This window comes from Nereida sp. NH-UV-3 (assembly GCF_042939535.1).
Classification (GTDB): Bacteria; Pseudomonadota; Alphaproteobacteria; order Rhodobacterales; family Rhodobacteraceae; genus Nereida; species Nereida ignava.
On the sequence record NZ_CP132157.1, the window covers coordinates 539,697 to 565,651 of the forward strand.

Consider the following 25,955-nt stretch of genomic DNA (forward strand, 5'->3'; position numbering starts at 1 on the left):
ACGTTCAAGAAGGAAATTTAGTTAAGTGAAACGCCGTACTTTTCTTGCAGCCAGTTCACGATAAAGGCTTTTGCATCCGCACTCACCATGGTCGCGCTTGCTTTTGCTGTTGCAGCTGCCTCACCAGTCATTTGTGGATACTTGCCCAAGCGCTTGCTTGAAATCTCGGCGAAATCGGCGCGTGCCTTCACAGCTTCAAATGCTGCTGTGTATGTTGCCATCGCGTCTGCTGATGCACCTTGGGGAAGGAAAACCATCTTTTGAGCGGGGAAACCGGCAATAAAGAACGCTTTCCACGCATCCCACTTTTCACCTGATGTTTCGCATCCATCGGTCGCGTCACACACTTCTTTGAAAGTAGGAATTTCAGGGAATGTGGGGTCCCGCACAATGTTGCCGGCGTCATCAAGAGCGCCCCAAGTCATCATGGGCACTGCAGTACCCGCTTCAACAAGCGGTGTAACACCAGACAAATATGATGAGGACGTTTGATAATCGATGTTCGCTTCACCGCGCTCAAACATCAAACGACCGTCACCGCGGCCTTTGATACCCATTACGCTTTCGACATTAAGTCCCAGCATTTCCCAAGCAAGCGTCGGCACAAGGTCAAGACGTGTCGCGCCTTGGTTACCATAAATAAAGTCGGTGCCTTGCAGACCAGCCGCGTTCAAACCATCCATTTTCGACGCAAGCTCTGGCGGCAGATAAGCCACACCGCCGGTACCTGAAGCCAATACAACGTTCCAGTCGGCGTAGTTATATTTCACGCGTGGATCGCCCAACAAGAACGGGAACTGTGTGGACCCTGAGGAACCGAAAATCAGTGTGCCGTCTTCGTAACGCTGCTCTTGGAAAAAGTTCGCCCCTTTCGTGGAGCCAGCACCAGGCATGAATTTCACAACGACTGTTGGCTCGCCCGGAAGGGCCTCTGACAAAAGTGGTGCGTAGAAGTTAGCCCATTTGGCAGAGCCACCCGTTTCAGAGAATGGAATGATCCACTCAACAGTTTTGCCCTCAAGATTGATACCATGACCACCCGCGTTCGCTTGCAATCCAAAAGTAGCAGCTGCAGCAGCCACAAGCCCCGCAGCTACGCGACGCGTAGTTTTCAAATTAAACATAAAATCCTCCCAGATTTTTTCCGCACAAACAGAGCGGTTGAAATAGAATCACTGAGGAGCCTCCACCCCCCGATTGATGTTTCATGTTTGATCTGCGAACCTTTCATGAAACTTTCATACTTAAGAGAAATTTGAATGCGTATCACACTGGTTGAGGACAACATTAGTCTTGCGAAGGGCATCACCTACCGTCTTGAAGACGCAGGCCACGCTGTGGATACGGTCCATAATGGGGACGAAGCCCAAGACTACCTCAAGGCTGACGGCGCGGATTTAGTTATTCTGGATATCAATTTACCCGGTACAGATGGCCTCGATTTATTAAGCGAAATGAGGCGACGCGCTGATGCACGGCCAGTTATTTTGTTGACCGCACGCGCTGACACGCAAGACCGCGTGCGTGGTCTTGATGCAGGCGCGGATGATTATTTGATCAAGCCATTTGAGATGGCCGAACTCGAAGCCCGCGTTCGGGCCCTACTGCGCAGGCGTGCAATCCCACAACAGCAGCTAAAAGCGGTTGGCGCGCTGCACTATGATCCTAACGCACGGCAACTATTCGACGGGGAAACGGAATTAGGTTTACCGCGCCGCGAAATGTCCGTCTTTGAGTGCCTATTAGGGGCAGACGGGCGGTTGGTGTCCAAAAGTGCTGTTCTGGATCATGTTTACGGTGTTGGTTCGGACATCGAAGAGAAAGTAGTCGAAGTCTACATTTCACGTCTAAGGTCCCGACTTAAACCATACGGGATCCTCATAAAGGCGCGCCGTGGCTTGGGCTATGAAATGATCGAGCAAGACGCCCCATGATACCACGTTCGCTGCGCGCGCGGCTGATCTTGATAATTTTGCCACCGCTTTTGGTGATCTCGTGCATTGCGGGTGCGTGGCAGTTTCATAACACAACACTGCGCGCAGAAAGTATCTTCGATAAAGGGCTGCTGTCTGCTGCGATCGCCATTTCACGAGATGTTGCCCTGTCAGACGGTGACGCAATTAGCCCGTCAACCCGGCGGCTGCTAACCGACACTTCGGGTGGCACAATCTTTTACCACGTTTTCGCCCCAGATGGCGTGTTCGTAACGGGCTACTCTACCCCCCCCATATTGCCCAGCTTTACGGGTCAAGGCACGACGGAGCCGTTTTATTTTAACAGTGTTTATCAGGGCGAAAACGTCCGCGTTCTACGCTTTCAGGACGTGACTTTGGTCAGCGGCGTGGCGGGTGTTTTCAACATCACCGTGTGGCAAAATGCCAGTGTTCGCAGCAGCTTTGTGCGAAGTGTTTTGTCCAAGTCCTTTGCAGTTATAGCGGGGCTGGTATTTAGTGTTGGTATTGTTGTCTGGTTCGGCGTGCGCCTTGGGTTAAGCCCGCTGCTTGAGCTTGAACGGGCCATTGCTTTGCGCACCGCGAGCGAGCTTGAACCCATCCGCCGCCCTGTTCCAACAGAAGCCCAAGGGTTGGTCAACACGTTAAACGGGCTGCTAAATCGGGTGTCGCGGCGGATAAGCTCCAAAGACGAATTCATTTCAAATGCCGCCCATCAGTTGCGCAACCCCGTTGCGGGGGTCCTCGCGCTCGCCGAAGCAGTGCAAACAGCGCCAAATGCACAAATGGCGAAAAAGCGAAGCGCCGAGCTTTTGGATGCGGCCCGAGAAGCAAGTGAGCTGACCAACAAGCTGCTCTCATTTGAGCGCGCAAGCGGTACAGACATTGCCCAGTCAGGTGCCAAAGTTGACCTGCGCCAATTGCTCAAAAATGCTGTTTTGGCCTTTCAAAACCAACATTCAGAATGCCCGTTAGCTTTTGATCTGAACGTGCCGCGGAACATCGTTTTGATCAAAGCCGATGAGACTATGCTTCAAGAAGCAATATTGAACTTGTTTTCAAACTCACTCATCCACGGTGGCCCTAAAGTCTCAAATGTTAGTGTACGCATGTCCGTAGCGGGCCAAATGGCCACAGTCATAATTTCTGATAATGGCGTGGGCATTCCACCTGATCGACACCTCCAGGCGCTAAGCCGATTTTCCCAAGCAGGTGGCGGTCCGGGCAGCGGTCTGGGTCTCGCCATTGCTGCTCGAGTGCTCAAAAATCATCAAGGTGAATTAGATATTCAGGACACAGCTGACGGCGCATCAATTCGATTGAGCCTTCCAATCACCCAACCTTAATACATGTGGGAGTGTGGTCTGGCCTAAGGCATTCTGCCTCTAGCAAACCCGCCACCAAGTCCACTCGCACACATTTACGCGCGTGCCACAGGCTATTTTTCAGAGCAAGTATTGACCAGAAGCCCATTACCAGAGCGGATAATTAAGGGGGGAAAAAATTAACAATCAATCAACTTATTGATAATAAAGTCATTTTTGGATTAGGCGGTGCCCAAAACGAGCTCGAACCGCAGACATACTGATTACAAACATACCTTCGCCCCCAAATACACACTTATGTAAACTTGTTGGTGCGCCGTGCCGTAATGTTGTGGTGAGGAGCAGGACATGCGGAAGCTGCGCGAAGATACACATCTGATATTGGACGGCGAGGTGCGGGTGTATCGCGTGAGGGCGATATAGGCACGTCACACCTCACAATTGGCACAGGGGCCTAATCTCCCAAAAGCACACCGCCGCGCGTGTGCGGGCGCGCGTTACACAGGCTGTTATTGAGAGCAAGTATCGACCAGAAGCCCAATACGTAAGGTGGATAATTGGGTGGATAAAAATATCCACTAATCCATCAAACTAATGATAATAAAAGTATTTTAAGGGTTAAGTGGTGCCCCCATACGGACTCGAACCGCGTACCTACTGATTACAAATCAAGCGAAATTATCGAATTATTCATGTATCCAGCACGCTCAACGCCCCATCTACGCGCGCGGGGGAAAAGCTCTAAGTAATTTTTAGGGGACACAATAGGGGACAAAAATCACCAAGAAGCAGTAAATATAATGTTATTCAATACTTGCGGGGATATGGTGGCGGACAGACAGGGATTCGAACCCTGGAGACGGTCTCCCGCCTACACACTTTCCAGGCGTGCGCCTTCGACCACTCGGCCACCTGTCCGTGACGGGCAAATAGCGGCAATCGGTGGGGGGGATCAAGTGGTTTCTTGGGGATTGTTCACAAATAGGGCCGCGCAGGCCAACATAGCAGCCCGTTTATTCTGATGCCCTCGCCTCAATCCGCTAAATGCACATAGACACGGCGGTTGATTTTGCCCTTTTTCTCGATCTTGCCCAGCCGGATCGCACCAATCTCGCCGGTACGTTCAACATGAGTGCCACCACAAGGTTGCAGATCAATTTGCGTTGTTTCATCACCGATACGAACCAACCGGACAATTCCCGCACCGGTGGGTGGTTTGACTGACATGGTCTTTACCAAATCGGGGTTTGCGTCCAATTCGGCAGCTGTGATCCACGCATCTGTCACAGCAAAGTTGGCGTCGATCAAACGGTTCAACTCTGTTTCAATCGCTGCTTTATCCACGGGCGGGGTCTCCATCATAAAGTCCAGCCGTCCTTTATCTGCCGCGATTGCGCCCCCTGTCACCGGCAGCGGGATCACTACGGACAGCAGGTGTAGAAGCGTGTGAACGCGCATCATCCGGTGGCGACGTTCCCAGTCCAATGTTTGCGTAACTTGCGTGCCAACAGCAGGTAGGGCAGTCGGCTCGGCAGGTACGAGGATCAAGGCCCCCTCGCCTTTGATGCAGGTCGCGATCTTCATTGCACCGCCCTGCCATGTGATCTGACCGCTATCACCAGGCTGGCCGCCGCCCGTTGCGTAAAAATTTGTCTGATCTACCACAATGCCGCCCTCAGGGGTGTGGCTCACAACTTTGCCAGTTGCAACACGCAGATAGGCATCTGTTAGGAAAAGAGGCTCTGTATTCATGTCTCACCGAATGATTTGCGGTAAATGTCGTTCAAGCTCATTCAGCGCTTTCAAAGACTGAGGGAATATCATTTGCCTTTTGATCAAGCCACTCTGGTACAGGCAGGCCTTTTTCACGCAAAAACGCTGGGTTGAAGAGCTTGGATTGGTAGCGTGTGCCGTAATCGCACAGGATCGTCACAATCGTATGGCCCGGCCCCATTTCACGAGCCATACGCATCGCGCCAGCGACGTTAACACCGCTTGAACCACCAAGAACCAAACCTTCGTTTGCGAGCAAATCAAACACGATCGGCACTGCTTCTGCATCCGGGATGTTGAACGACATATCGGGCGTGAACCCATCTAGATTGGCCGTGATGCGCCCCTGCCCGATCCCTTCGGTGATGCTGCCCCCGCTAGATGCTAGCGCGCCAGTGGTGTAAAAGCTGTGAAGTGCCGCGCCATCTGGATCCGCAAGGCCGATCTTTACGCCCTTGCTTTGCAACGCCATGCCAACACCGGCCATCGTTCCACCAGAACCTACAGCACAGATAAAGCCATCAACCTTGCCGCCGGTTTGTTCCCAAATTTCGGGGCCCGTTGTCTCGATATGGGCTTGGCGGTTTGCAACGTTGTCGAATTGGTTCGCCCAAATGGCGCCATTTGGCTCTGTCTTTGCCAGTTCATTCGCCAGCCGTTCTGAATAACGCACATAATTGTTCGGATTTTTGTAAGGTGCCGCAGGAACCTGAACCAAAGTCGCGCCAGCGAGCTCAAGCATATCTTTCTTTTCTTGGCTTTGGGTCTCTGGGATAACGATGACGGTCTTGAAGCCCATTGAGGCGCCCATCAAGGCAAGTCCGATGCCCGTGTTGCCCGCCGTACCCTCAACGATTGTGCCACCCGGTTTCAGATCACCACGGGCAACGGCGTCCTTAATAATGTAAAGCGCTGCGCGGTCTTTGACCGACTGACCGGGGTTTAGGAACTCGGCTTTGCCGTAAATATCACAGCCCGTGGCGGCACTTGCTGCTTTGAGGCGGATCAACGGGGTGTTGCCGACTGCGTCAGCGAGATCTTTTACAACGCGCATCGAGCGGTCCCTTCTATTTTGGTGTTGTCTCAGATGTAGGCCAGCGCGGGGGTGATCTCAACCAATTAGCGCGCGATTTGAACCGCGTAAGCGCAAGCAATTAAGAATGTGCCTGTGCAATCCCTGCCCGAATCTCATCGCGGTGCCGCGCCAGCCACAAAGCCAAGAGTAAAGTCGGGGCGTTTTTCAAACCACCCCCGTCAGCTACCTTCATAAACGCGTCAAAACTCAGAAGGTGCGAGGCGATATCTTCGGCCTCACCTTCTTCTCCGCCAACGCCCGTGATGTCATCCGGCAAATCAGCGGTTCCCACGTAAAGATAGAAAAACTCGGTCGATGAACCGGGGCTTGGATAGGCCTCAGCAACAGCATGAAGCGCGCTGAACTTTAGCCCCGCTTCTTCCATAGCCTCGCGGTGTGCCGCATCTTGGGGTGCCTCAAACGCATCAATAAGACCTGCAATTGGCTCCATAGACCAACAATCAGACGCACCGCGCAGATACGGACCGACGCGAAACTGCTCAACCAAAAGGACCCTATCGCGCACCGGATCATAGGGCAGCACAATCGCAGCATCAGCACTTTTGAACGCCGCACGGGTCACGACTGGACTGCTTGACCCATCGAAACGCTTGAATGACAGATCCATCTCATCCATCGCGAAGAAATTAAAATACGGCGTGCGGTGCCCTAAAAGTGCAACGTCATCGCGCGACAGGCGGCCATCTACAGGCCTGCTCCCCGCTTCGGCCCGCAATCTTGACGCAGCCCGTGCGCGGATCATGCCAAAGCGCGCGGCCACATCCGCACCGCTCAGCTGGCCAAAATAACTCATCACTTCCGCAGCAGCCATGCGGCTAACTGCGCCAAAGTCGTGCTGCCACTGACTTAGGGACCACGCCCCCTCTGCCTGCCATTGACCACGCGGAGGCATGTAGATGTCCGCCCCGTCAATTTGCACCACATCATAGGCAAAACCGCTTTCGTAAAAATCCAAACGCGCTCGTTCATTCGGACTAAGGCCATCAATGCGCAGCGCTTTCGCCGATTGGCCTTTTGCGGCTTCAATGATTGGAAAACTTTCGCCCAGTACTTGGCTGACCCGATAGCCCTCAAGCATCACGTCGCTAAGGCGCAAATGATCAGTCTGCCCTAGAATTACCTGGCGTAATGCGGCGTCACGCAGCGTGCCGTAGACAATCAAAGACCCGTTTGCCGCTGGCATATCTTCTTCACCATCCACTTCACTAGGCATCACGGCAAGCCTGGTTTATCAAAAGCCTGCGCCGCTTTTGCGCCTAGATAAGCCGCCAAAACACCTCCGCCAAGCACAACAAAAATCACGCTACCGCTTGCCATAACCTGCAGGTCTTCAAAAGCGATTTCAAAAACAGCAATGACTGCTTCCATCGCTTGATCGTATTGCTTGCGCAAAGATAGCTCGAGCATTTTGATCGTTGAGTGCGCCAACAGTGCCCAGAAAACCCACGCAAACGCGCCAGTCAGCCCGTGAACAACGATGCCTTTTGCAGCGGACTTGACCCGAGGGCCGATCACCGTCCAGCCAACCATAAACCCTGCTGCTGCATTGATTTGTGCAAACCATTCAAACGGGGGATCTTCCACCATCAGCGGTGCGATCAGAAACGATGCACACCACCCCATCGCGGCCAACACCGCCGCTGCAATAAGACGACCGGCTGTTGGCATCACGAACACTCCTTACTGCACGAGTTACAACACAAGACGACCTGCCGTGATCCAAAACCTTAAGCAGGTTTGCCCACAGTGATCTGCGTTACGTCACAGTTTCGGCTATCAAATGTCGACGCGCAAGAGGTCAGGTAAAAGTTCCACATCCGGCGGAACCGCTCATCAAAACCCATGGCCGCCGCTTCTGCCCAACGGGCGTTGAAATCGTCGTACCAGCGGCGCAACGTAATCGAATAGCTCTCACCAAATTCAATTGACTTGGCCACGGTCAACCCCGCTTGGGCAACGTGTGATTTAAGAATACGCGGCGCGGGCAACATGCCACCAGGGAAGATGTATTTCTGAATGAAATCTGGGCCCCGTTTATAAACGCTCCACCGCTCATCCGCGACGGTAATGATCTGAAGCGTCGCTTGTTTACCGGGCTTCAGGCACTTGTGCAGTGTCTCGAAATAAATGGGCCAATATTTTTCACCCACCGCTTCGAACATCTCAATACTGGCGATGCCATCATACGTGCCTTGCTCATCACGGTAGTCTTGCAGCTTAAACGTCACGAGATCGGAAAGTCCTGCTTTTTCAATGCGTTCTTGAGCATAGTTAAACTGTTCCTGACTGATCGTAAGCGCCGTTACCTTTAGGCCGCGCTCTTTGGCAGCGTATTCGGCAAAACCGCCCCAACCACAGCCGATCTCAAGCACATGATCACCGGCACTGACGCCCATCTCATCAATCAACTGGGCATACTTCTGTTCTTGCGCTTTTTCCGTGCTCTCTTGCCCTGTTTTGAACAAAGCCGATGAATACGTCATCGTATCGTCAAGCCATAACCCGTAAAAATCATTGCCTAAATCATAATGATAGCTGATGTTTTTACGCGCTTGGCCTTTGGAATTTGATTGCAACCAAAACCGCAGTTTTTCGTACATCCGAACAAGCGCCTGCCCCGCAAACCCGTCATACATTTCCTCGTTGCCGTCATGCACCAAATCCATGAAGGCCTGCAGATCAGGCGTGGACCACCACTCGTCGAGATACGCATCACAAAATCCAAGATCCCCTTCGCGGATCAGCCGGCCAAACAAATCGTTGTTGTGAATATGAACTGTCGCCACAAAACCCGCCGCCGCACCGCTTGCGCGAAAGTGACGGCCATCTGGCAAAATCATATCAAGCTGTCCGCGAGACATGCTTTGAGCCATAGAAAACACTTGGGTAAAATAACGGGGCAGATTTGTTTGCCCTTGTGTCGTGGTCAGGATCATGCGTGCTTCCTAGCTGATATCGGTTGTGTCCACTTTGCCTGACAGGCGTCGGGATTGAAAGTGTAACCTATTGCAATCATTTACAAAGCCAAGCGCATTAACGCTGGGTAACTTCTTCAAAGACGTATTTTTCAGCCCGATCATCAAAAACCACGGTTTTCATACGCCCCAAGTGCTGCTTTACGTCCTGCTTCAGCCGTCATAATCGGTTCAGGATAACGCGCATCAGGGGCCAGACCCCAGCTTTGTGGGATCGCGTCAAAATACTGGAGCGCAGTCTTTGCGGGGTTCGCACGCCCCTCGGCGATCCACGCACTGACGTAGTCGCGGTTTTTATCGAACTTATCGAGTTGCGTCACAGGGTTGAACACACGGAAATACGGCGTCGCATCCGGTCCCGACCCCGATGACCACTGCCAACCCATAGCGTTTGATGCAGGGTCCCAATCGGTTAGACATTCCTCGAACCATTTTTGGCCAATCTTCCAATGGCACTGCAGGTGCTTGGTCAGGTAGCTGGCCACAATCATGCGACCGCGGTTATGCATTTTGCCCGTCACATACATCTCGCGCATTGCGGCATCTACGAACTGAATGCCCGTCCGGCCCTGCTTCCAGGCCCGCACTTTTTCAGCGGTCTCGTCTGTATTCCACGGAAATGCATCCCAGTCCGGTTTCCAATTTTGCGAGACAATCTGTGGGGTGTGGTGCACCAAATGATACGCAAATTCGCGCCAAACCAGCTCTTTGAGGAATGTCTCCGCACCTGCTTTTCCCTGATGCAGCGCCGCTTGACCCGCGTGCCAGCATGTTGTCGGGCTGATTTCACCCAAAGAAAGGTTTTCAGACAAACCACTTGTGCCGTCTTTCCAAGGAAGGTCACGATTGGTGTCATAGCCCTGAACGCGTGTCTCGATAAAGCTATCAAGACGTGCGCGAGCGGCATCTTCACCCACACGTGCATACTGTGCAACGATCGCCCAACCACGGTGCATAGCACGCCCAAGCCCCCAGTCAGACAGCACATCGGACGCAACATCTTGGGATAGCGACGCCAGCTTGGTTGGCGCACTCAGCGGCGCAGGCACGTCGCGATCGCGCACCATTTTCCACATCGGGGTGTATACTTTATAAAACCCACCGGTCTTGGTCTCAACGGTCCATGGCTCAAACATCACGTGCCCTGCGAAACTGCGCGCATCGATGCCCTGTTCTTTGAGCGCGGATTTTACATCCGTATCACGTTCTTTCGCATCAGGATCATAGAGCCGCGACCAGTAGACGGAGTTCGCGCCGGTTTCGGCGATCACGTTTTTGAGAACCTCAAGGGCGTTCCCACGACGCAAAACCAAACGCGCACCGATCTTTTCAAGGGACGCCTGTAACGCCCCAAGCGATTGTTCCAGACGCCACTTAGGCGCCGCACCAAGATTTTCGACAATTTGATCATGAATGAACAGGGCCACAACCGGCCGCCCCGTTTCGCACGCGGCCGTCAGTGCCGGATGATCTGAAAGGCGCAAATCACGCCGAAACCACATGATGATTGGTGTCTGCTCGCTCAAAATAGCCCCCTGCCGTCAACTCGCGCGGCAAGGCCGCTGTCACAGCGTTTGATCTAGGGCTTGGATCAGCAAATCAACCTCGGAGGGGGATGTGTAATGCACAAAACTCAGCCTAAGGATCCCTTGAGCCAGATCAACGCCGAGTGCCTCAAGTGCGCGGTCGGCGTAAAATGTCCCGCCACCGGCCATGATGCGTTTATCCGACAAGCGCCGCGCCACATCTGCGCCGCTTTGACCGTCCACAACAACCGAAACAGTGGGCAGCCGCTTTTGCGCATCAATTGGCCCAAGGACCCGCAAGTCGTCACGTCCCTCAAGATAGGCCATCAAGGGTCGAAGCGCTGTTTGCTCTGTCTCGTGGATCAAGGCTGCAACTGACTCCGCCCGCCCTGTCGCGTCACGCCCCGCTTTGAAATGATGTTCATAAACCGTGTCGAAATAATCCACGATCCCCGCGCAGGCCGCGACTTGCGCATGATCTGGACCCGCTGGCGTAAACCGCTTGTAAAGGACATGGTTATTGAACCCATGGCCCTGCCCTGGCAGCGCCATCCCAAGGTTACGATTTATCACCATGATACCTTGGTGCGGACCGTATGTTTTATAGGCCGAAAACAGATATATGTCAGCGCCCATCTTTTTGATGTTCGGCAAGCCATGGGGCGCAAAACTGACCCCGTCCACACAAGTGAATATCTCGTTCTCACGCGCGATTTTACAAATGGCCGACACATCATGCGGCGCGCCCACAACGTTAGAAGCGTGAGGAAAACACAAAAGCTTGACCCGCTCATCAATCAGCTCTTCAAGATCATCGGTCTCAAGCATGCCCGTCTCGGGACGCATTTTCCATTCGCGCACCTCTATGCCGCGGTCGGCCAATCGCCGCCAGACACCACTGTTGGCCTCATGATCTGCGTCTGTGACGATGATTGCTTGCTTCTCGGTCAGCCACGATCCGAAAGCTTGGGCCAACACATAAGTATTTTGGGTGGTCGACGGACCGAAGCTTACCTCATCAGTTTGTACGCCAAGCAGACGCGCAAGCCGTTCGCGCGCCTCATCCATTTCGGCGCCCGCAAGTTCAGAGGCAGGGTATTGACCATAAGGTTGGACTTTGCGCTCGCGGTAAAAACGGTTCAATCGCCACGCCGAATGCCTGCACGTGTAACTGCCGCCTGCATTCTCGAAAAACCCTCGCCCGCGCAAGACAGGCTCGGCAAACGCAGGGAACTGCGCACGCACAAAATCAAGGTCCATTATCATATGCAGAAACTTGCATAGTATAGGGCAGTATGCAAGGGAATACCATCAAATGAAAACGCCCTATCGTCAATAACGACAGGGCGTAAACATAGCTATGAGAGAGCAATTACTCAGCCGGTGTTGTGCTCATTTCAGCTGTCGTTGTGGCAACACCAGCAGCCTCACGACGACCGTCATTATAGATCGCCTTGATCAGCGCGATACACATCAACACCATCACCACCGAGAATGGTAGCGCGCCGATCACCATCGCTGTTTGGATCGCAGATGTACCCCCTGAGATAAGCAAACCGCCCACCACCAGCGCCAGTGCCACACCCCAAAACATAATGTGCGGACGTGCTTTTGGTCCTTCGTCGCCGGCCGCGTTAATAGTGTTCACAATCAACACCGCCGAGTCAGCAGAAGTCACCAAGAACGTCATCAGCAACACAACGATCAACAACGCCATGCCCCACGCCAATGCTTGTGCAATCGGCGCAAGCATGAATTCAGTCATCGCAAAGATCTTGTCACCGTTTGCTGCACCAAAGATCACGCCATTCGCACCGCCATTCAACTCAAGATCAATGGCCGTGCCACCCGCCCATGAAAACCAGACAAAGCACATCAACGCAGGCACGATCATCGCACCAAGCACAAACTCTCGGATCGACCGACCACGACTGATGCGCGCAAGAAACAGCCCCACGAAAGGCGCAAACGCGATCCACCACGCCCAGTAGAACACCGGCCACCAGCCCTGCCACTGCGACAACAAGAAATCTTCTGACCCTTCTACACCGTCTGAACGGAACACGTTGAAGCTCATCTCCGGCAAGGCGATCAGGTAGTCGAACACACCCAGCACCATTGCCTGCGCACCAAAGAAGGTCGCCCCGAAAATGATGAAAAAGCCAAGCAAGATGATCGACAGCACCATGTTGATGTTGGACAGCCACTTGATGCCCTTCCCAACCCCCGACAACGCCGACAGCGTAGACGCGCCCATGATGACGACCAAAGCCACGACAATGCCCATACCCGTTGCACCACCGTCCTCAGCCATCAGACCGTTAATTCCGATCCGCGTGAGGCCCGCCACAAATTGCTCCACGCCAAAACCCAGCGTTTGCGCAACACCAAGTATAGTCGCCACAACAGCCACAATATCAATCAAGTGCCCCAAGCGACCAGACAGCGCTGTACCAAACAAAGGTGTCAACGATGAGCGAATGGTAAGCGGCAACCCACGACGATAGCTAAAGAACGCAAGCGACAGACCAGCCACCGCGTAGCAGGCCCACGCGCTTAGCCCCCAATGCAGAAACGACCACTTGTAGGCCATGCGCACGTTATCTGCCGCACCCCCAGTCGTGATGCCCTGAATGACCTCTGGATTATTGCCAAAATGCGCAACTGGCTCTGCGACGGCCCAAGTTAGCATCCCAACGCCAATCCCAGCCCCAAACATCATAGAAAACCATGAAAAATTTGAGAATTCCGGCTTTTCCCCGGGCTGACCAAGGTTAAGGCGCCCTGCGGTCGGCCAGACCGCCAAGCCCAGACATACGATAATGAAAAAGCCAACGGACCAGATGTACCAAGCGGCGAAATTCGCCAGAATGACACTGTTCCACTCGCCTAGAATACGGCCTGCATCAGTAGGCCATACGATACACCACACAACCAAAATGCTGATAATTATTTTGCTGATTACAGTCACATTGAGACTGAAACCACGATAAAAACCTGTGTCTGCGGTCTTAATCGGTAACTCTGTTAATGGTTCTTGAATAGACATTGTCTTCCCCGGTTTTTATTATTTATGCGACAAAGCGTAGCAGAGCCACTTGGTGGCACAAATAAAACATTCAATATGCTGCGTGGTTTCATTTTATGTATTTAAATACAATGGGGTAGAGCCAAAAGCTCGAGACCTTTCACCAAATAATGTCCACATTTTAGTGCGTAACTGCAAAAGCTGCGGCAATTTAGAAGACACTATTCATTTACGCGCACAAAAACTGTTCGGAGCCCAGAGTGAAGAGTGGTCTATGCCCAACCAAAAAGGGCACCCAATGGGCGCCCTCCTCGCTGTACATACGTTGAAGCTTCTTAGCTTCCGGCAACATCCACCACGACACGTCCTTTGACTTGGCCCTTCAGAATGTCACGGCCAAGGGACGGCAGATCGGCAAGCGTCGCTGGAACAATCATGTCCTCCAGCTTTGCAAGCGGAAGATCGGTAGCGATACGCTGCCAAGCGCGCTGACGTGCCTCAAAGGGCTGCATGACACTGTCGATCCCAAGCAGGTTCACGCCGCGCAGCAAAAACGGAATAACAGTAGCTGGCAAACCCGCGCCACCGGCAAGGCCAACAGCCGAAACCGATGCGCCGTATTTCATCTGGCCAAGCACGCGGGCCAGCATTTCGCCACCGACCGCATCAACACAGCCGCCCCATGCTTCCGCCTCAAGGGGGCGTTTTGTGGTCTCGTTCAGCTCCTCACGGGCTACAATCTGGGACGCCCCAAGACTTTCAAGATATGCGCCAGTTTCAGGCCGCCCCGTCACAGCCGCAACTTGATGGCCAAGGTTTGCTAGAATGGCCGTAGCCACAGACCCAACGCCACCAGCCGCCCCAGTGACCAAAACCGGCCCGTCTTTGATGCCGTGATCTTCAAGCGCCATAACGGCCAGCATCGCGGTAAAGCCTGCCGTACCTACCGCCATAGCCTGACGTGTGTCGAGACCTTTGGGAAGTGGCACCAACCAGTCCGCTTTGACACGCGCTTTTTGCCCGTAGCCGCCCCAATGGGCCTCACCAACGCGCCAGCCTGTCAGAACAACTTTATCCCCTGCAGCATAGCGCGGGTCATCAGATGTTTCGACGGTGCCTGCGAAATCAATACCCGGCACATGGGGGTAGTTGCGCACAAGACCGCCGCCCGGCCCGATGCACAGACCGTCTTTGTAGTTAACTGTCGAGTATTCAACGGCCACAACCACATCACCGGCCGGAAGCTGATCTAGGCTCAGCTCCTCAACAGCTGCGTGTGTTTTGCCTTCGTCGTCTTTGTTGACCACCAGTACTTTAAACATGTTCATCTCCCTACATCTTTTCAGTCTTTTCAAAGTCGCGGCACGCTGAATCGCCGCGCCATACATTAAATCCAGAATTTTTCAGCCACCGTGACGGCCCGCGGACCATCAGGTGTTTGAGCTGTCAGCTTGGTGCCTGCGTCCCAGTGGGTCATACGCACCATGCCGATAGCGACGCCTGTGCCAAAATCAGGGCTGTTGGCCGCAGATGTGATCTGCCCCACAACTTTATCGCCCGCGATCAAAGGCCACGCACGATCACAGGGCGGCACTGCCCCCTCAATCTCAAGAGGGCGGATTTGCTTCACTGGCCCCTCCTTGGAGACGCGCAGCAACGCGTCACGGCCCACACACCCGATCGCCGTTTGGGTTGAACAAAAACGACCAAGTCCTGTTTCGTGGGGGGTGTTATCGCGGGTCATGTCATTGCCATAGGACAGCAAACCACCTTCGACCCGCTCAATCCCGTTGGGACAGCCTGCGCGCACATCAAGGTCTTTACCCGCCTCCATAAGCGCGTTCCAAAGCGGCATTCCAATGTCACTGCCTTCAACGTAAATCTCAAAACCGCCCTGCTTTGAATAGCCAGAGCGCGCAATCACAAGCGAGCGCCCCTGAAACTCAAACACGCCATAGCGGAAAAACTTGACGTTGCGAACGGCCTCACCAAAGACCCGCTCCATCAAATCATCGGACTTGGGCCCCTGAATGGCCAGCGGGCTGACGTCGGGCTCATCGACCATCACATCAAGGCGGTAGCCATACGCAATGCCTTTGACCCAAAACAGCAAGTCACTGTCAGCGATAGAAATCCAATAGCGGTCCTCGGCCAATTTAACCGCAACCGGATCGTTCAGCATCCCGCCGGTCTCATCGACCATGGGGACATAATAACACATGCCCGGCAGCATCCCGCGCAAATCCCGCGGCGTCAGCATTTGCAGCAAGCGACCTGCATCAGGGCCGCGCACTTCGACTTGTCGTTCAGCGGCCACATCCCAGACCTGAACAGCCGATTTAAGGTGGTGATAGTCTTCGACCACACTACGAAAAGCAGTTGGGAGAAGCATGTGATTATAAGTTGTGTAGGCACTTACACCTGCCGCCTCCACACCATCAGAGAACGGCGTGCGGCGAAGCCGACGCGAAGCAGTAATCAAAGCCATATCGTGTTCCTTATCCTTGGCTTATCGAAGCTATAATGTCGTAAATTCCGGCCCTATTTTGGTTTGGGACCGGCCCAGTCAATTGCGCAAATCTCAGCAGACATGCCGCCAAAATCCCACACGCGGCCGTAGTCGCGCACTTTGGACTTTAGGCCCTTGGCGGCTATGATGTTTGGACCCATCCAATATTTGGAGTTGGTAATCGTGACGGGCTCATCCGGTGAGGCGCCGTCGATCATCTCGATCTCGCCTGCAATCTTGCGCCCGATATAAAGACCACGTTTGGTGCCATCACGGACGATTTCAACTTTCTCACGCTCAGCCCCGATGATCTCAGAGACAAGGAACGTGAACAAACCGGTAGTACCGCCTGCTTGACCGCTGAAAATCTTGAGGATGCCGTTATAGGCCTTCTGGCTTGCGCGCTCATCAACGTAGGCTGCAACTTTCCAATTCCCCTCGCCCATACGACCCGGGATATCGACCAACAAACCTACGTTAAGCCCTGCAAGATCTTCGCCCTCAAAGTGGCCCTCATCAATGGCAATCGCCATCCACGCGTGGCAGTGCCCTTCGGTGGGAGGATGCGCGCCAAGGCTCACGACGCAGGGGCAAAATACCGTGCATGAGCAGTTGAGGAAAAGCTCGCCCTTAATGGCCCAATCCGTTGGACGCATTTTGCGGCGCAGAGGGTTATTTTCCATCTTCTGGTCGATCCGTTGGGAAATCGCGATGCGATCACTTTCGGTCCGTTGTTCTGTCGTGGCCATCGACGTAGCCCTCCTCGCTTGTGCGCAAATCGCGCGGTCAAATCATCTGCGCAAAGATGCGCGCTAAAGTACGTTGCTGACGCCAAGCCCAAGGCCCGCCGCGATCAGCGCATATCCCATCGGGCGCGTCACGAATGCGCCCAGCTGTGGCAATTTTTCAATCACCATAAAGAGCGTTGCCGCCCCCATCCACAAAAGGCTCATCACGCCCCCCACAAAGCCAAGCGCCATGAAGCCCCAACAACACCCGACACAAAACGCCCCAAGACCAAGTCCCATGCGCAGACCGCCAAGCGCGCCAGTGCGCCAGTGACCCAAGAAATACATCGTCGGCGCGTGGCAGACCCCGTGGCAAACCTCTTTGACGCGGGTGAACTGGAAAGCCCCAACGACCACCAACAGCCCTGCGGAAAGCCATGTAGGCGCAATGCCCAATTCGTCGACCAATCCGGCAGATGCCAGCCATAATTGTGCGGCGGTAATTAGTGCCGCGAACGCCACCCAAACAATTGCATATCCTAAAAGCACACCAAGCCAGCCTGCGCGTGTGCCGTTTGCACTTTGCATCAGGTCTTCATAGGCGCGCAAAGTTGGCACCATCGTTGGCAACATCATCGCCGCCATCATGATTGCCCACATCGCAAAAAGCGGGCCGAACGTCTCCATCGGCATCATGTTCATCCCAACGGGGCGGCCAATAAGGTCAACGCCAGACATCATCGCCATCATGTACAAAAACGCCCATGACGCCAAAATAACGCCAAAAAACGAGAGCCAAAGAATGCTGCGGACTGCGACCATGACGCGGATCTTTCGTATTTGTCTTTCACTTATGTCGAAGCGACTCGACCTGTGCAAAATTAAATGTCAGACTTTTGAAATTACGCAATAGATAATTGTCAGACATATGAAAACGAAGCTTGATCCCTCTGCTGATCTGTCGGCGCAAATTGCCGGTGCGATCCGAGATGCCATTATTGACGGGACTTTGCCCGTTGATGAGCGATTACCCTCGGAAATTGAGCTTTGCGAGCAGTTCGATGTGTCACGATCAACTGTGCGCGAAGCCCTCAAGCGGCTTGCGGCGCAATCGCTGATCCGCACGCAGCGGGGCGCCACAGGCGGTGCTTTTGTCAAACGGCTCAACTATGCGGATGCCTATGCACAGCAAATCACAACATCCACGCTGTTGCTGTCGATGAACGAAGTTGATTTTGCCACGGCCTGCGAAGCGCGTTTTACGCTTGAGCGTGCATGCGCGCCGCTTAGCGCCAAACGCAGGACGCCCGATCACCTTGCGACAATGCGGGCTGAAATTCACCGCCAAGGACAACGCGGACTTTCTGATGAGGCCTTCTGCGCCTCGGATGTGGCTTTTCACCGCGCGCTTGTTGATGCGGCCCATAATCCAGTTTTGTCGTATCAACTGGCCGGCGCCGTAGAGGCCATGCAGCCCTTGATGAACATGATCACTTTCACGGCGCGCGACCGTGATAAAATCATACGCCTACACACCGAGTTAGCGAACGCCATTGAGCAAGAAAACGCCGTGGAAGCAGACCGTGTGCTGCAAACTCTGGCCAGCGAAACCAACGCCATGGCAGACACAGTATTTACTGCCCGCGCAGGACGCTAATCACTTGCGCGGTGCGCCACTTTCCATGTAGGGGCAGCGCACTAAACTATTCATTGTCGTGACCCACTATTTTTGATTTTTCCCGTCGGAGGATTCCAATGAAACGTCTACTTTTGACTTCAGCCGCTGCGCTGTTTGCCACCACTGCTTTTGCCGCTGATCCTGAATTGATCGTGTTTGATTGGTCCGGCTACGAAGAAGAAGGGTTCTACCCCGATTACACTGCTAAACATGGCGACATCCCCACTTTTGCGTTCTTTGGCGAAGAAGAAGAAGCGTTTCAAAAATTGCGCTCTGGTTTTCGCGCCGACGTCGGTCACCCGTGCTCCCAATCTGTTGAGAAATGGCGTGATGCCGGCCTAATTGAGCCATGGGATATTTCACAAATTCCAGCCTACGCAGATGTAGATGCGGCCTACAAAGAAAACCCGATCTTTGCAGATGAGACAGGCGTTTACTTTATCCCCGCTGACCTAGGTGCGACCGCAATCGCCTATAACACTGAAGAAGTTCCCCCTGCGGATATCGAAAGCCTTCAGGTATTCCTTGATCCAAAATACGCAGGCCGCACATCTTTGCCTGACAACGTAGACGATGCCTATTCACTGGCATTTTTGGCAACTGGCGTAACCGACTGGACAACCGCAACCCCTGCGCAAGTCGATGCCGCTTCCGAGTGGATGCGCAAGGCCCACGCCAATGTCCGCGCCTATTGGGCAGACGGTGCAGAATTGGCGCAACTGATGGCAACTGGCGAAGTACTGATTTCATGGGCATGGAACGAAACTCCTGTGACTATGGCAGCTGACGGCGCGCCCATCGGTTACCAACGCGAAGCCAAAGAGGGATCATCGCTGTGGTTCTGTGGATACGTGAACCTGCAAAACGGCCCCGGCTCTGAGCAAAAAGCGCATGACTTTATGAACGCATGGCTTCAGCCAGAGGTGACTGACTACATGGTCAACGAATGGGGCTATGGCCACGGTAACGCACAGGCCATGGCAGACTTTGACACAGCGATCCTTGATGAAGTTGGAATGGGCAAAATTGACGCTCCAATCCTGCGTCAACTGCCTCTTGAAAACGCAATCCGCGAGCAGATGGTCGCGTCCTTTGAGAAAATCAAAGCCGGCTTTTAAGCGCGGCGTTTGAACTGTTAGAACAGCGACGGGCGTACGCGCCCCTCGCCATCTGCCAGATCACCTCTATGTCATACCACAGAGCAAAAACGCAGAGGATGTCATGGTAGAGTATATTTCGATCGGATTGGCCCTGTTGACCATCGGCCTTGGGGCGTTTGGCTTTTTGGCCCCCCGTTACACCGCCTCCGCACTTGATCTGGAAACCACCCACACAACAATGGGCCTGTCAGAAATGCGCGCCAGCGTTGGCGCCTTATTTGTGGCCGTTGGGTTTGCGTGCTTGTTCACTGGCAGCGCGTCCGCCTACTTTATGCTTGGGGTTGTATACGCAGGTGCTGCAACGGGCCGTGCGCTATCCCTTATTCTTGACGCTCCCCCTTTTCGCAAAGCCCTGACGTTCTTCGCTTTTGAGGCGATACCCGCTGCCTTTTTGCTGTGGGCACATAGCCTGACCTGAAGACGCGCGGATAAATCCCGCGATCACACCAGCTACCTGTTGCAAACCACAGCCAGCCGATTATGTATGACCTGTCTCTTCGGGGACTATGGACATAAACGCGCTCGTAATAAGCGGATCGGACCCGGGGGCGGTACCCGGCGACTCCACCATATTACCTTCGGCGGCATCCTTCATTTGGGGAGGTCATTCGGGATTGTGGGGTCGAAATAGGATCGACGAACGTCTAAAGGGGTTTGCTTTGTTTCGGTGAGTTACCACCGTTATCGGTACATTTAAGCTAGTTGCAAATGACAACAAAGCTCCAGTAGCACTCGCAGCGTAAGCAGCGCGTAATACTGAACTCTAAGTCCTAAGGCCTAGCAGCTTTAGGCGGGGTTCGCAGGTACCTGGCAACAGAAACCTGCACTTCCCTACCTTTCTACATCCTATCCATAGACGCCACTTTGAATGCTAGGATGCACAGCTTGCGATGCTGCCGTTTACCTCACCCACATGGCGAAAATCACTTGAAATATAACGGTACGTATAATTCAGCCCATACTCATCCATCAGAGTACGAATAGCAGTGTCAGTGCAAATGTTGTCATAAACCAGACGGGCTTGTTCGGCCAAGGCGGCTTCACGGTCAATCTGATCATAGCGCGAGTTATACGTATAATAATACCGCACGTTCAGCTTATCGATTGTCATGTTATCAAAGTGCAAAAGTTGGCCACGCTCGGATTTTACGCTTTCATTCAATTGCCGTGCGGAGCGTTCGAAAAAAGCCACCACTTCAAGCTGCTCAGGTGACAAGTCATCTGTGCGGCTCAGCTCTGTTTGGCTGTTGGCAACCACCGACTGCAAAGTTGAGATTGTGCTCAGCGTCAGCGGATCCGCTTGCTGTCGCGTGACTTCTACATCTGCTTGCACACTTAGCGGCGCAGATCCATCAACCCGTTGATCTGTCATCAAAAAAGCGCTGCCCAAGCCAAAGGCTACCCCGACACCAACTAATCCAAAACCTTTTAACCCCGAAGCAAAACCTTGCTTTTCCATTACTGCGTCCCCCAAAGACATTAGGCCAATTTGGCAGTGGCCTTATATGGCGCTGCACAACATCTTGCGCAGCATTAATCAAAAGATACAATTAAATGACACTTTTGATCAAGTCATGGTTTAGGGCCTGTTTCGCGGCCTTGCCAAACCGACGCAGCAAATGTTGCATCAATTGTGACCCCGCCCCTTTTACTTCACCGCAAGGAGACGTAGGGTAAAAGCCAGTTGACAGATGGCCTCAAAGGAACCGCATCTATGGATCGCTCAATTGACTACGGAAACCTGATGCACCGCGCGATGCGCAGCTTGATCCAGAACGTTCTAAACGATGTGGCAGCGAACGGACTGCCCGGTGAGCACCACTTTTTCATAACATTCGACACTATGCACCCGGACGTGGAAATTGCCGACTGGCTATCAGACAGATATCCGGGGGAAATGACCGTCGTCATGCAGCATTGGTTCGATAACCTGAACGTCACCGACGAAGGCTTTGCGGTCACGTTGAACTTTGGCGACAGCCCCGAGCCACTTTATATTCCATACGACTCGATCAAAACATTTGTGGACCCGTCCGTTGAATTTGGCCTGCGCTTTGAAAGCCAAGACGATGATGAAGATGATCTAGAAGACACTGATTTGGACCTGCCAGATGACGTCGACTTGCTGCCTGTCACCCAAGCAAGCAGCCCCGACCGCGCCACGGACAGTGACGCTCCCAAAACCAAGGCAGACGTTGTGAGCCTTGATAGCTTCCGCAAGACCTAAACCAACGACAGCCAGTAGCAGCTGCTAGTTATTGCGCGGCGCATCTTTGCGCGCTAAACGGCATACAACAGTATACGAACAGGATTTCATCATGAGCACCACCCGCACCGAGACCGACAGCTTTGGCCCATTAGAAGTTCCCTCCGAGAAGTATTGGGGCGCACAAACACAGCGCAGCATCATGAACTTCCCTATCGGTTGGGAAAAGCAACCAATCGCGATCGTGCGTGCATTGGGCGTGATCAAACAAGCCTGCGCACAAGCTAATATGGACAACGGCAAGCTGCCCAAAGAATTGGGCGATGCCATCATCCAAGCCGCATCCGAAGTGGTTGCGGGCAAATTCGATGACAACTTTCCGCTGGTCGTCTGGCAAACCGGCTCTGGCACGCAGTCCAACATGAACGCCAATGAGGTGATCGCAAACCGCGCAATTGAGATCTTGGGCGGCGTCATCGGGTCAAAAGATCCCGTGCACCCGAATGATCACTGCAACATGGGCCAGTCGTCAAACGACACATTCCCGACCGCAATGCACATTGCCACCGCGATGACAGCGCGCGACGTATTGATCCCCGGCCTTGAGAAATTGCACGCGGCCTTGGCAGCAAAAGTAACAGAATTTGACGGCATCATTAAAATTGGCCGCACCCACACTATGGACGCGACACCGCTGACGTTGGCCCAAGAATTCTCTGGCTATACGCATCAAGTTGCGATGGGGCTTGAGCGCATCAAATCTGCCCTGCCCCGCATCAATGAGCTCGCCCAAGGCGGCACGGCTGTAGGCACCGGTCTGAACACCGTACAAGGCTGGGGCGAGCAAGTCGCAGCCAACATGGCGGCCATCACGAACCTACCTTTCGTAACAGCACCGAATAAATTCGAAGCCCTCGCCGCACATGACGCGATGGTTGAGATGTCCGGCGCGTTAAAAACCGTTGCGGCCAGCCTGTTCAAAATCGCAAACGACATCCGCCTTTTGGGGTCTGGGCCGCGCTGTGGTTTGGGCGAATTGATGTTGCCTGAAAACGAACCCGGCTCATCCATCATGCCCGGCAAAGTAAATCCAACCCAATGCGAGGCCCTGACCCAAGTGTGCGCACATGTGTTTGGTAATGACGCAGCCGTGGGTTTTGCAGGCAGCCAAGGTCACTTTGAGTTGAACGTCTACAAACCGATGATGGCCTATAACGTGTTGCAATCCATGCAATTGCTGGGCGACGCCTCTGTTGCCTTCACCGATAATTGCGTGTCGGGCATCCAAGCCAACACCGACAACATCACGCGCATTATGAATGAATCGCTGATGCTGGTAACGGCGCTGGCCCCGGAAATTGGCTATGACAACGCAACAACCGTCGCAAAAACAGCGCATAAAAACGGCACGACCCTGAAAGAGGAAGCGATCGCGTTGGGCTTTGTAGACGCCGAAACTTTCGACCGTGTTGTCCGCCCTGAATTGATGATCGGCCCTAAGTGAGCGTCATCAACCTAAACAAGGCCCGCAAGGCCAAGGCGCGCGCCTACAAAAAGGCGCGCGCTGATGAAAACGCTGTCAAATTTGGCCAAAGCAAAAGCCAGAAAACCATCACTGCCGCACGCAAAGCACAGCTTTCTAAGCATTTGGACGGTCATAAAACTGATGGCTGAGCGGCCTACAAAACGCTCGCTTACCTTGCGTGGGCACCGCACTTCGGTGTCGCTTGAAGATGCTTTTTGGAACAGCTTTCGCCAAATAGCTGCAGAGAATAACAAACCAATCAATGTGTTAGCGGCTGAAATTGATGCGACACGCGGTGTCGATATCGGGCTAGCGTCGGCAATTCGTCTGTATGTGCTGCAATATTACCAATCCAAAATAGCCCCGCACGGCGCCAAAGATATTACAGACGTCTAGTCAGGCTTGTGCTCGGCTTTCTTTTCCCACCTACCGCTTTCCTCAGACCAATACTGCGCCGTCACGCCCGCACCGGTTAAGCTGCGCCATTGCTCCCGCGCGTGCTGAAGTGCTGCGCCATCATTGCCATCAAACAGGATGCACGCCCGCGTAAGCGCTGTAGCCTCATCGGCGGTCACCTCAGCGCCGTGAACTGACATCAGACAGTTGGCGTTGTTCGGATAAGATGCCTGTGCGCCTTTGGTCAGCAAGATTGGTTGCGTCGCATCATGATCCCCGCCGGCAACGCCGTGGGGCAAAAAGCTGTCGTCGCGCGCGGTCCAAATTGCCAGGTCCAGCGCCTCCAGATCAGTGGCTTCAGTCCCGCGTACCACGCATTTCATTCCTGCCCCCACCGCTTTTTCGAGCAGTGCTGGCAACGTAACCTCAAGCGGCGCGCGGGTTAGATGGTAAAAGTAAACTTCGCCCACGTTATGCTTCGTAAGTATCTGCAATCAAACGGTTCAGGGCCATCACGCCCCACCCCGTTGCCCCTTTGGGCGCATGAGCCGTATCCGCCTTCACACTTGCCACACCAGCAATATCGAGGTGAATCCAGGGCATGCCGTCGTGGATAAAACGTTGCAGAAATTGCGCCGCAGTGATGCTACCTGCCGCACGTGTGCCTACGTTTTTCATATCAGCAACAGCACTTTTAATCTGAGCGTCATACTCGGGGCCCATCGGCATGCGCCATGCCCCTTCACCCTCAAGCCCTGCGGCAGCCAAGAAGTCTGCACAAAGCGTGTCGTCGTTTGAAAACACACCTGCGTTGTCATGGCCAAGGCCCACTATGATGGCACCGGTTAGGGTCGCCAAGTTGATCACGCCCGTTGGCTTGAAACGCTCTTGAGCATACCAAAGCACATCCGCCAGAACGAGGCGCCCTTCGGCATCAGTATTGATGATCTCAACTGTGTCGCCTTTCATGGAGCGCACAACATCACCCGGGCGCGTAGCTGTTGAGCTTGGCATGTTTTCCACCAGCCCGATCAGCCCCACCACATTCGCTTTGGCCCCACGCATGGCCAGCGTTTTCATCACGCCTGCCACGACGCCCGCGCCGCCCATGTCCATCGTCATGTCTTCCATGCCGCCAGCAGGCTTTAGGCTGATGCCGCCCGTGTCGAACACAACCCCCTTACCAACAAGCGCGAAGGGCGCTTCATCACCGCCGCCGTTCCACTTCATCACAACCACTTTGGACGGCGATGCACTACCTTGGCCAACACTCAACAGGGTGCGCATGCCCAACTCTTCAAGGGCGTCTTCTTCAAGCACTTCAACTTCAAGGCCAAGGGCCGTTAGCGCGGCAAGACGGTCGGCAAATTCTGTTGTTGTCAGAATATTCGCAGGCTCTGTCACCAGATCGCGGGTGAAAAACACACCCTCGGCAATCGCACGCAACTCAGCCAACTGACCATCAAGGGTTTCTGGCTTGTTCGCCATAACGTTCAAAGCGCCAAAAGTTTTAGGTTCTGCGGTTTTATGATCCTGAAACTGATATGCGCGCAGCAGCGCACCAAGCGTGATCTGATCTGCGTGCTTGGCACTTCCCGCCATGACCAAAACATCACCTGCACCAATTGCTTTGCCAACCTGCACACCCGCTTTGCGCGCCGTAGGTGCATCCGCACGGCGGTCCAGCTTGATGATTTGCACCGCACTTGCGGCCATACCTGCGGGCCATGCCAAATCCGTAGTGTCCGCCGGTTTCATGTCAGAAAACGCGTCCGAGCCCACAAACCGTTCAACAGCCCCTTTGCTGAGCCGGTTCACGCGGCGCCCCGCCTGATCAAGCTTGCCTTCTGCATCCACAAAAATGACGACGCGGCCGGTGTGTGCGGCTATCGCGTCTAGATTGGTTTCAGATGCGGTGACGGTAATCAAATCAGTCATGGCTGGTGTCCCTTTAAACTCATGCGGCATTCACGCCGACCTTTGGCTATAGCTAGCGTGCAGACATAGGATTGACCAGAAACGAGTTTCGCCTGCCGTGTGCATGGGCTAGTGTGCAGCAACAGTCTGCCGACACCCAC

Annotated in this window: 25 protein-coding genes, 1 tRNA gene and 1 other RNA gene; 10 read left to right on the forward strand and 17 right to left on the reverse strand. The window is 53.8% G+C overall.

Annotation, left to right across the window (positions count from 1 at the left end):
- Window positions 1–17: 17 nt before the first annotated feature.
- Entirely contained in the window at window positions 18–1,124 is a 1,107-nt protein-coding gene (locus NeNHUV3_RS02585) for a tricarboxylate transporter (RefSeq protein WP_391482296.1), read from the reverse strand.
- A 135-nt stretch (window positions 1,125–1,259) separates the two neighbouring features.
- Here NeNHUV3_RS02585 and NeNHUV3_RS02590 point away from each other — a divergent pair, with 135 nt between their 5' ends.
- Together NeNHUV3_RS02590 and NeNHUV3_RS02595 are read left to right on the forward strand one after the other, a co-directional pair.
- Complete coding sequence (locus NeNHUV3_RS02590; RefSeq protein ID WP_391482297.1) at window positions 1,260–1,934, forward strand: response regulator transcription factor; 675 nt, start codon at window positions 1,260–1,262, stop codon at window positions 1,932–1,934.
- Window positions 1,931–3,298 (forward strand): sensor histidine kinase, encoded by a 1,368-nt coding sequence (locus NeNHUV3_RS02595; RefSeq protein ID WP_391482299.1) that lies wholly within the window; start codon window positions 1,931–1,933, stop codon window positions 3,296–3,298. Before NeNHUV3_RS02590 ends, NeNHUV3_RS02595 begins: the two co-directional genes overlap by 4 nt.
- An 807-nt stretch (window positions 3,299–4,105) precedes the next feature.
- Here the strand turns inward: NeNHUV3_RS02595 and NeNHUV3_RS02600 are convergent.
- The 13 genes from NeNHUV3_RS02600 to NeNHUV3_RS02660 form a co-directional block, all read right to left on the reverse strand.
- Window positions 4,106–4,195, reverse strand: a tRNA-Ser gene (locus tag NeNHUV3_RS02600).
- 114 nt (window positions 4,196–4,309) lie between these two features.
- The gene (locus tag NeNHUV3_RS02605) at window positions 4,310–5,029 is read right to left on the reverse strand and encodes an alanyl-tRNA editing protein (protein WP_391482300.1); all 720 of its coding nucleotides are present in this window, start codon (window positions 5,027–5,029) and stop codon (window positions 4,310–4,312) included.
- Window positions 5,030–5,066: 37 nt separating this feature from the next.
- Window positions 5,067–6,104 carry a cysteine synthase A gene (locus tag NeNHUV3_RS02610; protein WP_391482302.1) on the reverse strand — a complete coding sequence of 346 codons (1,038 nt, stop codon included), beginning with the start codon at window positions 6,102–6,104 and terminating at the stop codon, window positions 5,067–5,069.
- A gap of 100 nt (window positions 6,105–6,204) precedes the next feature.
- Window positions 6,205–7,359: an NUDIX domain-containing protein gene (locus NeNHUV3_RS02615; RefSeq protein ID WP_391482303.1), complete on the reverse strand. Its 1,155-nt coding sequence runs from the start codon at window positions 7,357–7,359 to the stop codon at window positions 6,205–6,207.
- Window positions 7,359–7,814 carry a TrgA family protein gene (locus tag NeNHUV3_RS02620; RefSeq protein WP_391482305.1) on the reverse strand — a complete coding sequence of 152 codons (456 nt, stop codon included), beginning with the start codon at window positions 7,812–7,814 and terminating at the stop codon, window positions 7,359–7,361. Before NeNHUV3_RS02620 ends, NeNHUV3_RS02615 begins: the two co-directional genes overlap by 1 nt.
- Before the next feature lie 59 nt (window positions 7,815–7,873).
- Window positions 7,874–9,082 (reverse strand): class I SAM-dependent methyltransferase, encoded by a 1,209-nt coding sequence (locus tag NeNHUV3_RS02625; RefSeq protein WP_391482307.1) that lies wholly within the window; start codon window positions 9,080–9,082, stop codon window positions 7,874–7,876.
- A 143-nt stretch (window positions 9,083–9,225) separates the two neighbouring features.
- On the reverse strand, window positions 9,226–10,647 hold the full coding sequence (locus NeNHUV3_RS02630; protein WP_391482308.1) for a cryptochrome/photolyase family protein: 1,422 nt from the start codon (window positions 10,645–10,647) through the stop codon (window positions 9,226–9,228).
- Window positions 10,648–10,686: 39 nt separating this feature from the next.
- Window positions 10,687–11,913 (reverse strand): aminotransferase class V-fold PLP-dependent enzyme, encoded by a 1,227-nt coding sequence (locus NeNHUV3_RS02635; protein WP_391482310.1) that lies wholly within the window; start codon window positions 11,911–11,913, stop codon window positions 10,687–10,689.
- A 106-nt stretch (window positions 11,914–12,019) separates the two neighbouring features.
- Window positions 12,020–13,696 carry a BCCT family transporter gene (locus NeNHUV3_RS02640; RefSeq protein WP_391482312.1) on the reverse strand — a complete coding sequence of 559 codons (1,677 nt, stop codon included), beginning with the start codon at window positions 13,694–13,696 and terminating at the stop codon, window positions 12,020–12,022.
- A gap of 314 nt (window positions 13,697–14,010) precedes the next feature.
- Window positions 14,011–14,997, reverse strand: coding sequence for an acryloyl-CoA reductase (gene acuI, locus NeNHUV3_RS02645; protein WP_391482313.1), 987 nt, complete (start codon window positions 14,995–14,997; stop codon window positions 14,011–14,013).
- Window positions 14,998–15,062: 65 nt separating this feature from the next.
- Window positions 15,063–16,163 (reverse strand): dimethylsulfoniopropionate demethylase, encoded by a 1,101-nt coding sequence (locus NeNHUV3_RS02650; RefSeq protein WP_391482315.1) that lies wholly within the window; start codon window positions 16,161–16,163, stop codon window positions 15,063–15,065.
- A 53-nt stretch (window positions 16,164–16,216) separates the two neighbouring features.
- Entirely contained in the window at window positions 16,217–16,933 is a 717-nt protein-coding gene (locus NeNHUV3_RS02655) for a DUF1326 domain-containing protein (RefSeq protein ID WP_048598136.1), read from the reverse strand.
- Between the two features lie 63 nt (window positions 16,934–16,996).
- The gene (locus NeNHUV3_RS02660; protein ID WP_391482316.1) at window positions 16,997–17,734 is read right to left on the reverse strand and encodes a DUF2182 domain-containing protein; all 738 of its coding nucleotides are present in this window, start codon (window positions 17,732–17,734) and stop codon (window positions 16,997–16,999) included.
- Window positions 17,735–17,840: 106 nt separating this feature from the next.
- Here NeNHUV3_RS02660 and NeNHUV3_RS02665 point away from each other — a divergent pair, with 106 nt between their 5' ends.
- From NeNHUV3_RS02665 to ssrA, 4 genes are all read left to right on the forward strand, one after another.
- A complete protein-coding gene (locus NeNHUV3_RS02665; protein WP_391482317.1) occupies window positions 17,841–18,569 on the forward strand; it encodes a FadR/GntR family transcriptional regulator in 729 nt (242 codons plus the stop codon).
- A gap of 98 nt (window positions 18,570–18,667) precedes the next feature.
- On the forward strand, window positions 18,668–19,708 hold the full coding sequence (locus tag NeNHUV3_RS02670; RefSeq protein ID WP_391482319.1) for an extracellular solute-binding protein: 1,041 nt from the start codon (window positions 18,668–18,670) through the stop codon (window positions 19,706–19,708).
- Between the two features lie 103 nt (window positions 19,709–19,811).
- Complete coding sequence (locus NeNHUV3_RS02675; RefSeq protein ID WP_391482321.1) at window positions 19,812–20,168, forward strand: DUF4345 family protein; 357 nt, start codon at window positions 19,812–19,814, stop codon at window positions 20,166–20,168.
- A 35-nt stretch (window positions 20,169–20,203) separates the two neighbouring features.
- Window positions 20,204–20,578: a transfer-messenger RNA gene (gene ssrA / locus NeNHUV3_RS02680) on the forward strand.
- A gap of 43 nt (window positions 20,579–20,621) precedes the next feature.
- Here the strand turns inward: ssrA and NeNHUV3_RS02685 are convergent.
- A complete protein-coding gene (locus tag NeNHUV3_RS02685) occupies window positions 20,622–21,209 on the reverse strand; it encodes a hypothetical protein (RefSeq protein WP_391482322.1) in 588 nt (195 codons plus the stop codon).
- A gap of 255 nt (window positions 21,210–21,464) precedes the next feature.
- Between NeNHUV3_RS02685 and NeNHUV3_RS02690 the strand changes: the two genes are divergently transcribed.
- The 4 genes from NeNHUV3_RS02690 (at window position 21,465) to NeNHUV3_RS02705 (ending at window position 23,877) form a co-directional block, all read left to right on the forward strand.
- A complete protein-coding gene (locus tag NeNHUV3_RS02690; protein WP_391482323.1) occupies window positions 21,465–21,977 on the forward strand; it encodes an SspB family protein in 513 nt (170 codons plus the stop codon).
- A gap of 91 nt (window positions 21,978–22,068) precedes the next feature.
- The gene (gene fumC, locus NeNHUV3_RS02695) at window positions 22,069–23,460 is read left to right on the forward strand and encodes a class II fumarate hydratase (RefSeq protein ID WP_391482325.1); all 1,392 of its coding nucleotides are present in this window, start codon (window positions 22,069–22,071) and stop codon (window positions 23,458–23,460) included.
- Entirely contained in the window at window positions 23,457–23,630 is a 174-nt protein-coding gene (locus tag NeNHUV3_RS02700) for a DUF4169 family protein (RefSeq protein ID WP_391482326.1), read from the forward strand. Before fumC ends, NeNHUV3_RS02700 begins: the two co-directional genes overlap by 4 nt.
- A complete protein-coding gene (locus NeNHUV3_RS02705) occupies window positions 23,623–23,877 on the forward strand; it encodes a ribbon-helix-helix domain-containing protein (protein ID WP_391482327.1) in 255 nt (84 codons plus the stop codon). Before NeNHUV3_RS02700 ends, NeNHUV3_RS02705 begins: the two co-directional genes overlap by 8 nt.
- Here the strand turns inward: NeNHUV3_RS02705 and NeNHUV3_RS02710 are convergent.
- Window positions 23,874–24,347, reverse strand: coding sequence for a DNA polymerase III subunit chi (locus NeNHUV3_RS02710; protein ID WP_391482329.1), 474 nt, complete (start codon window positions 24,345–24,347; stop codon window positions 23,874–23,876). The two genes, NeNHUV3_RS02705 and NeNHUV3_RS02710, sit on opposite strands and share 4 nt — an antisense overlap.
- Window position 24,348: 1 nt before the next feature.
- Entirely contained in the window at window positions 24,349–25,815 is a 1,467-nt protein-coding gene (locus tag NeNHUV3_RS02715) for a leucyl aminopeptidase (protein WP_391482330.1), read from the reverse strand.
- Window positions 25,816–25,955: the final 140 nt, after the last annotated feature.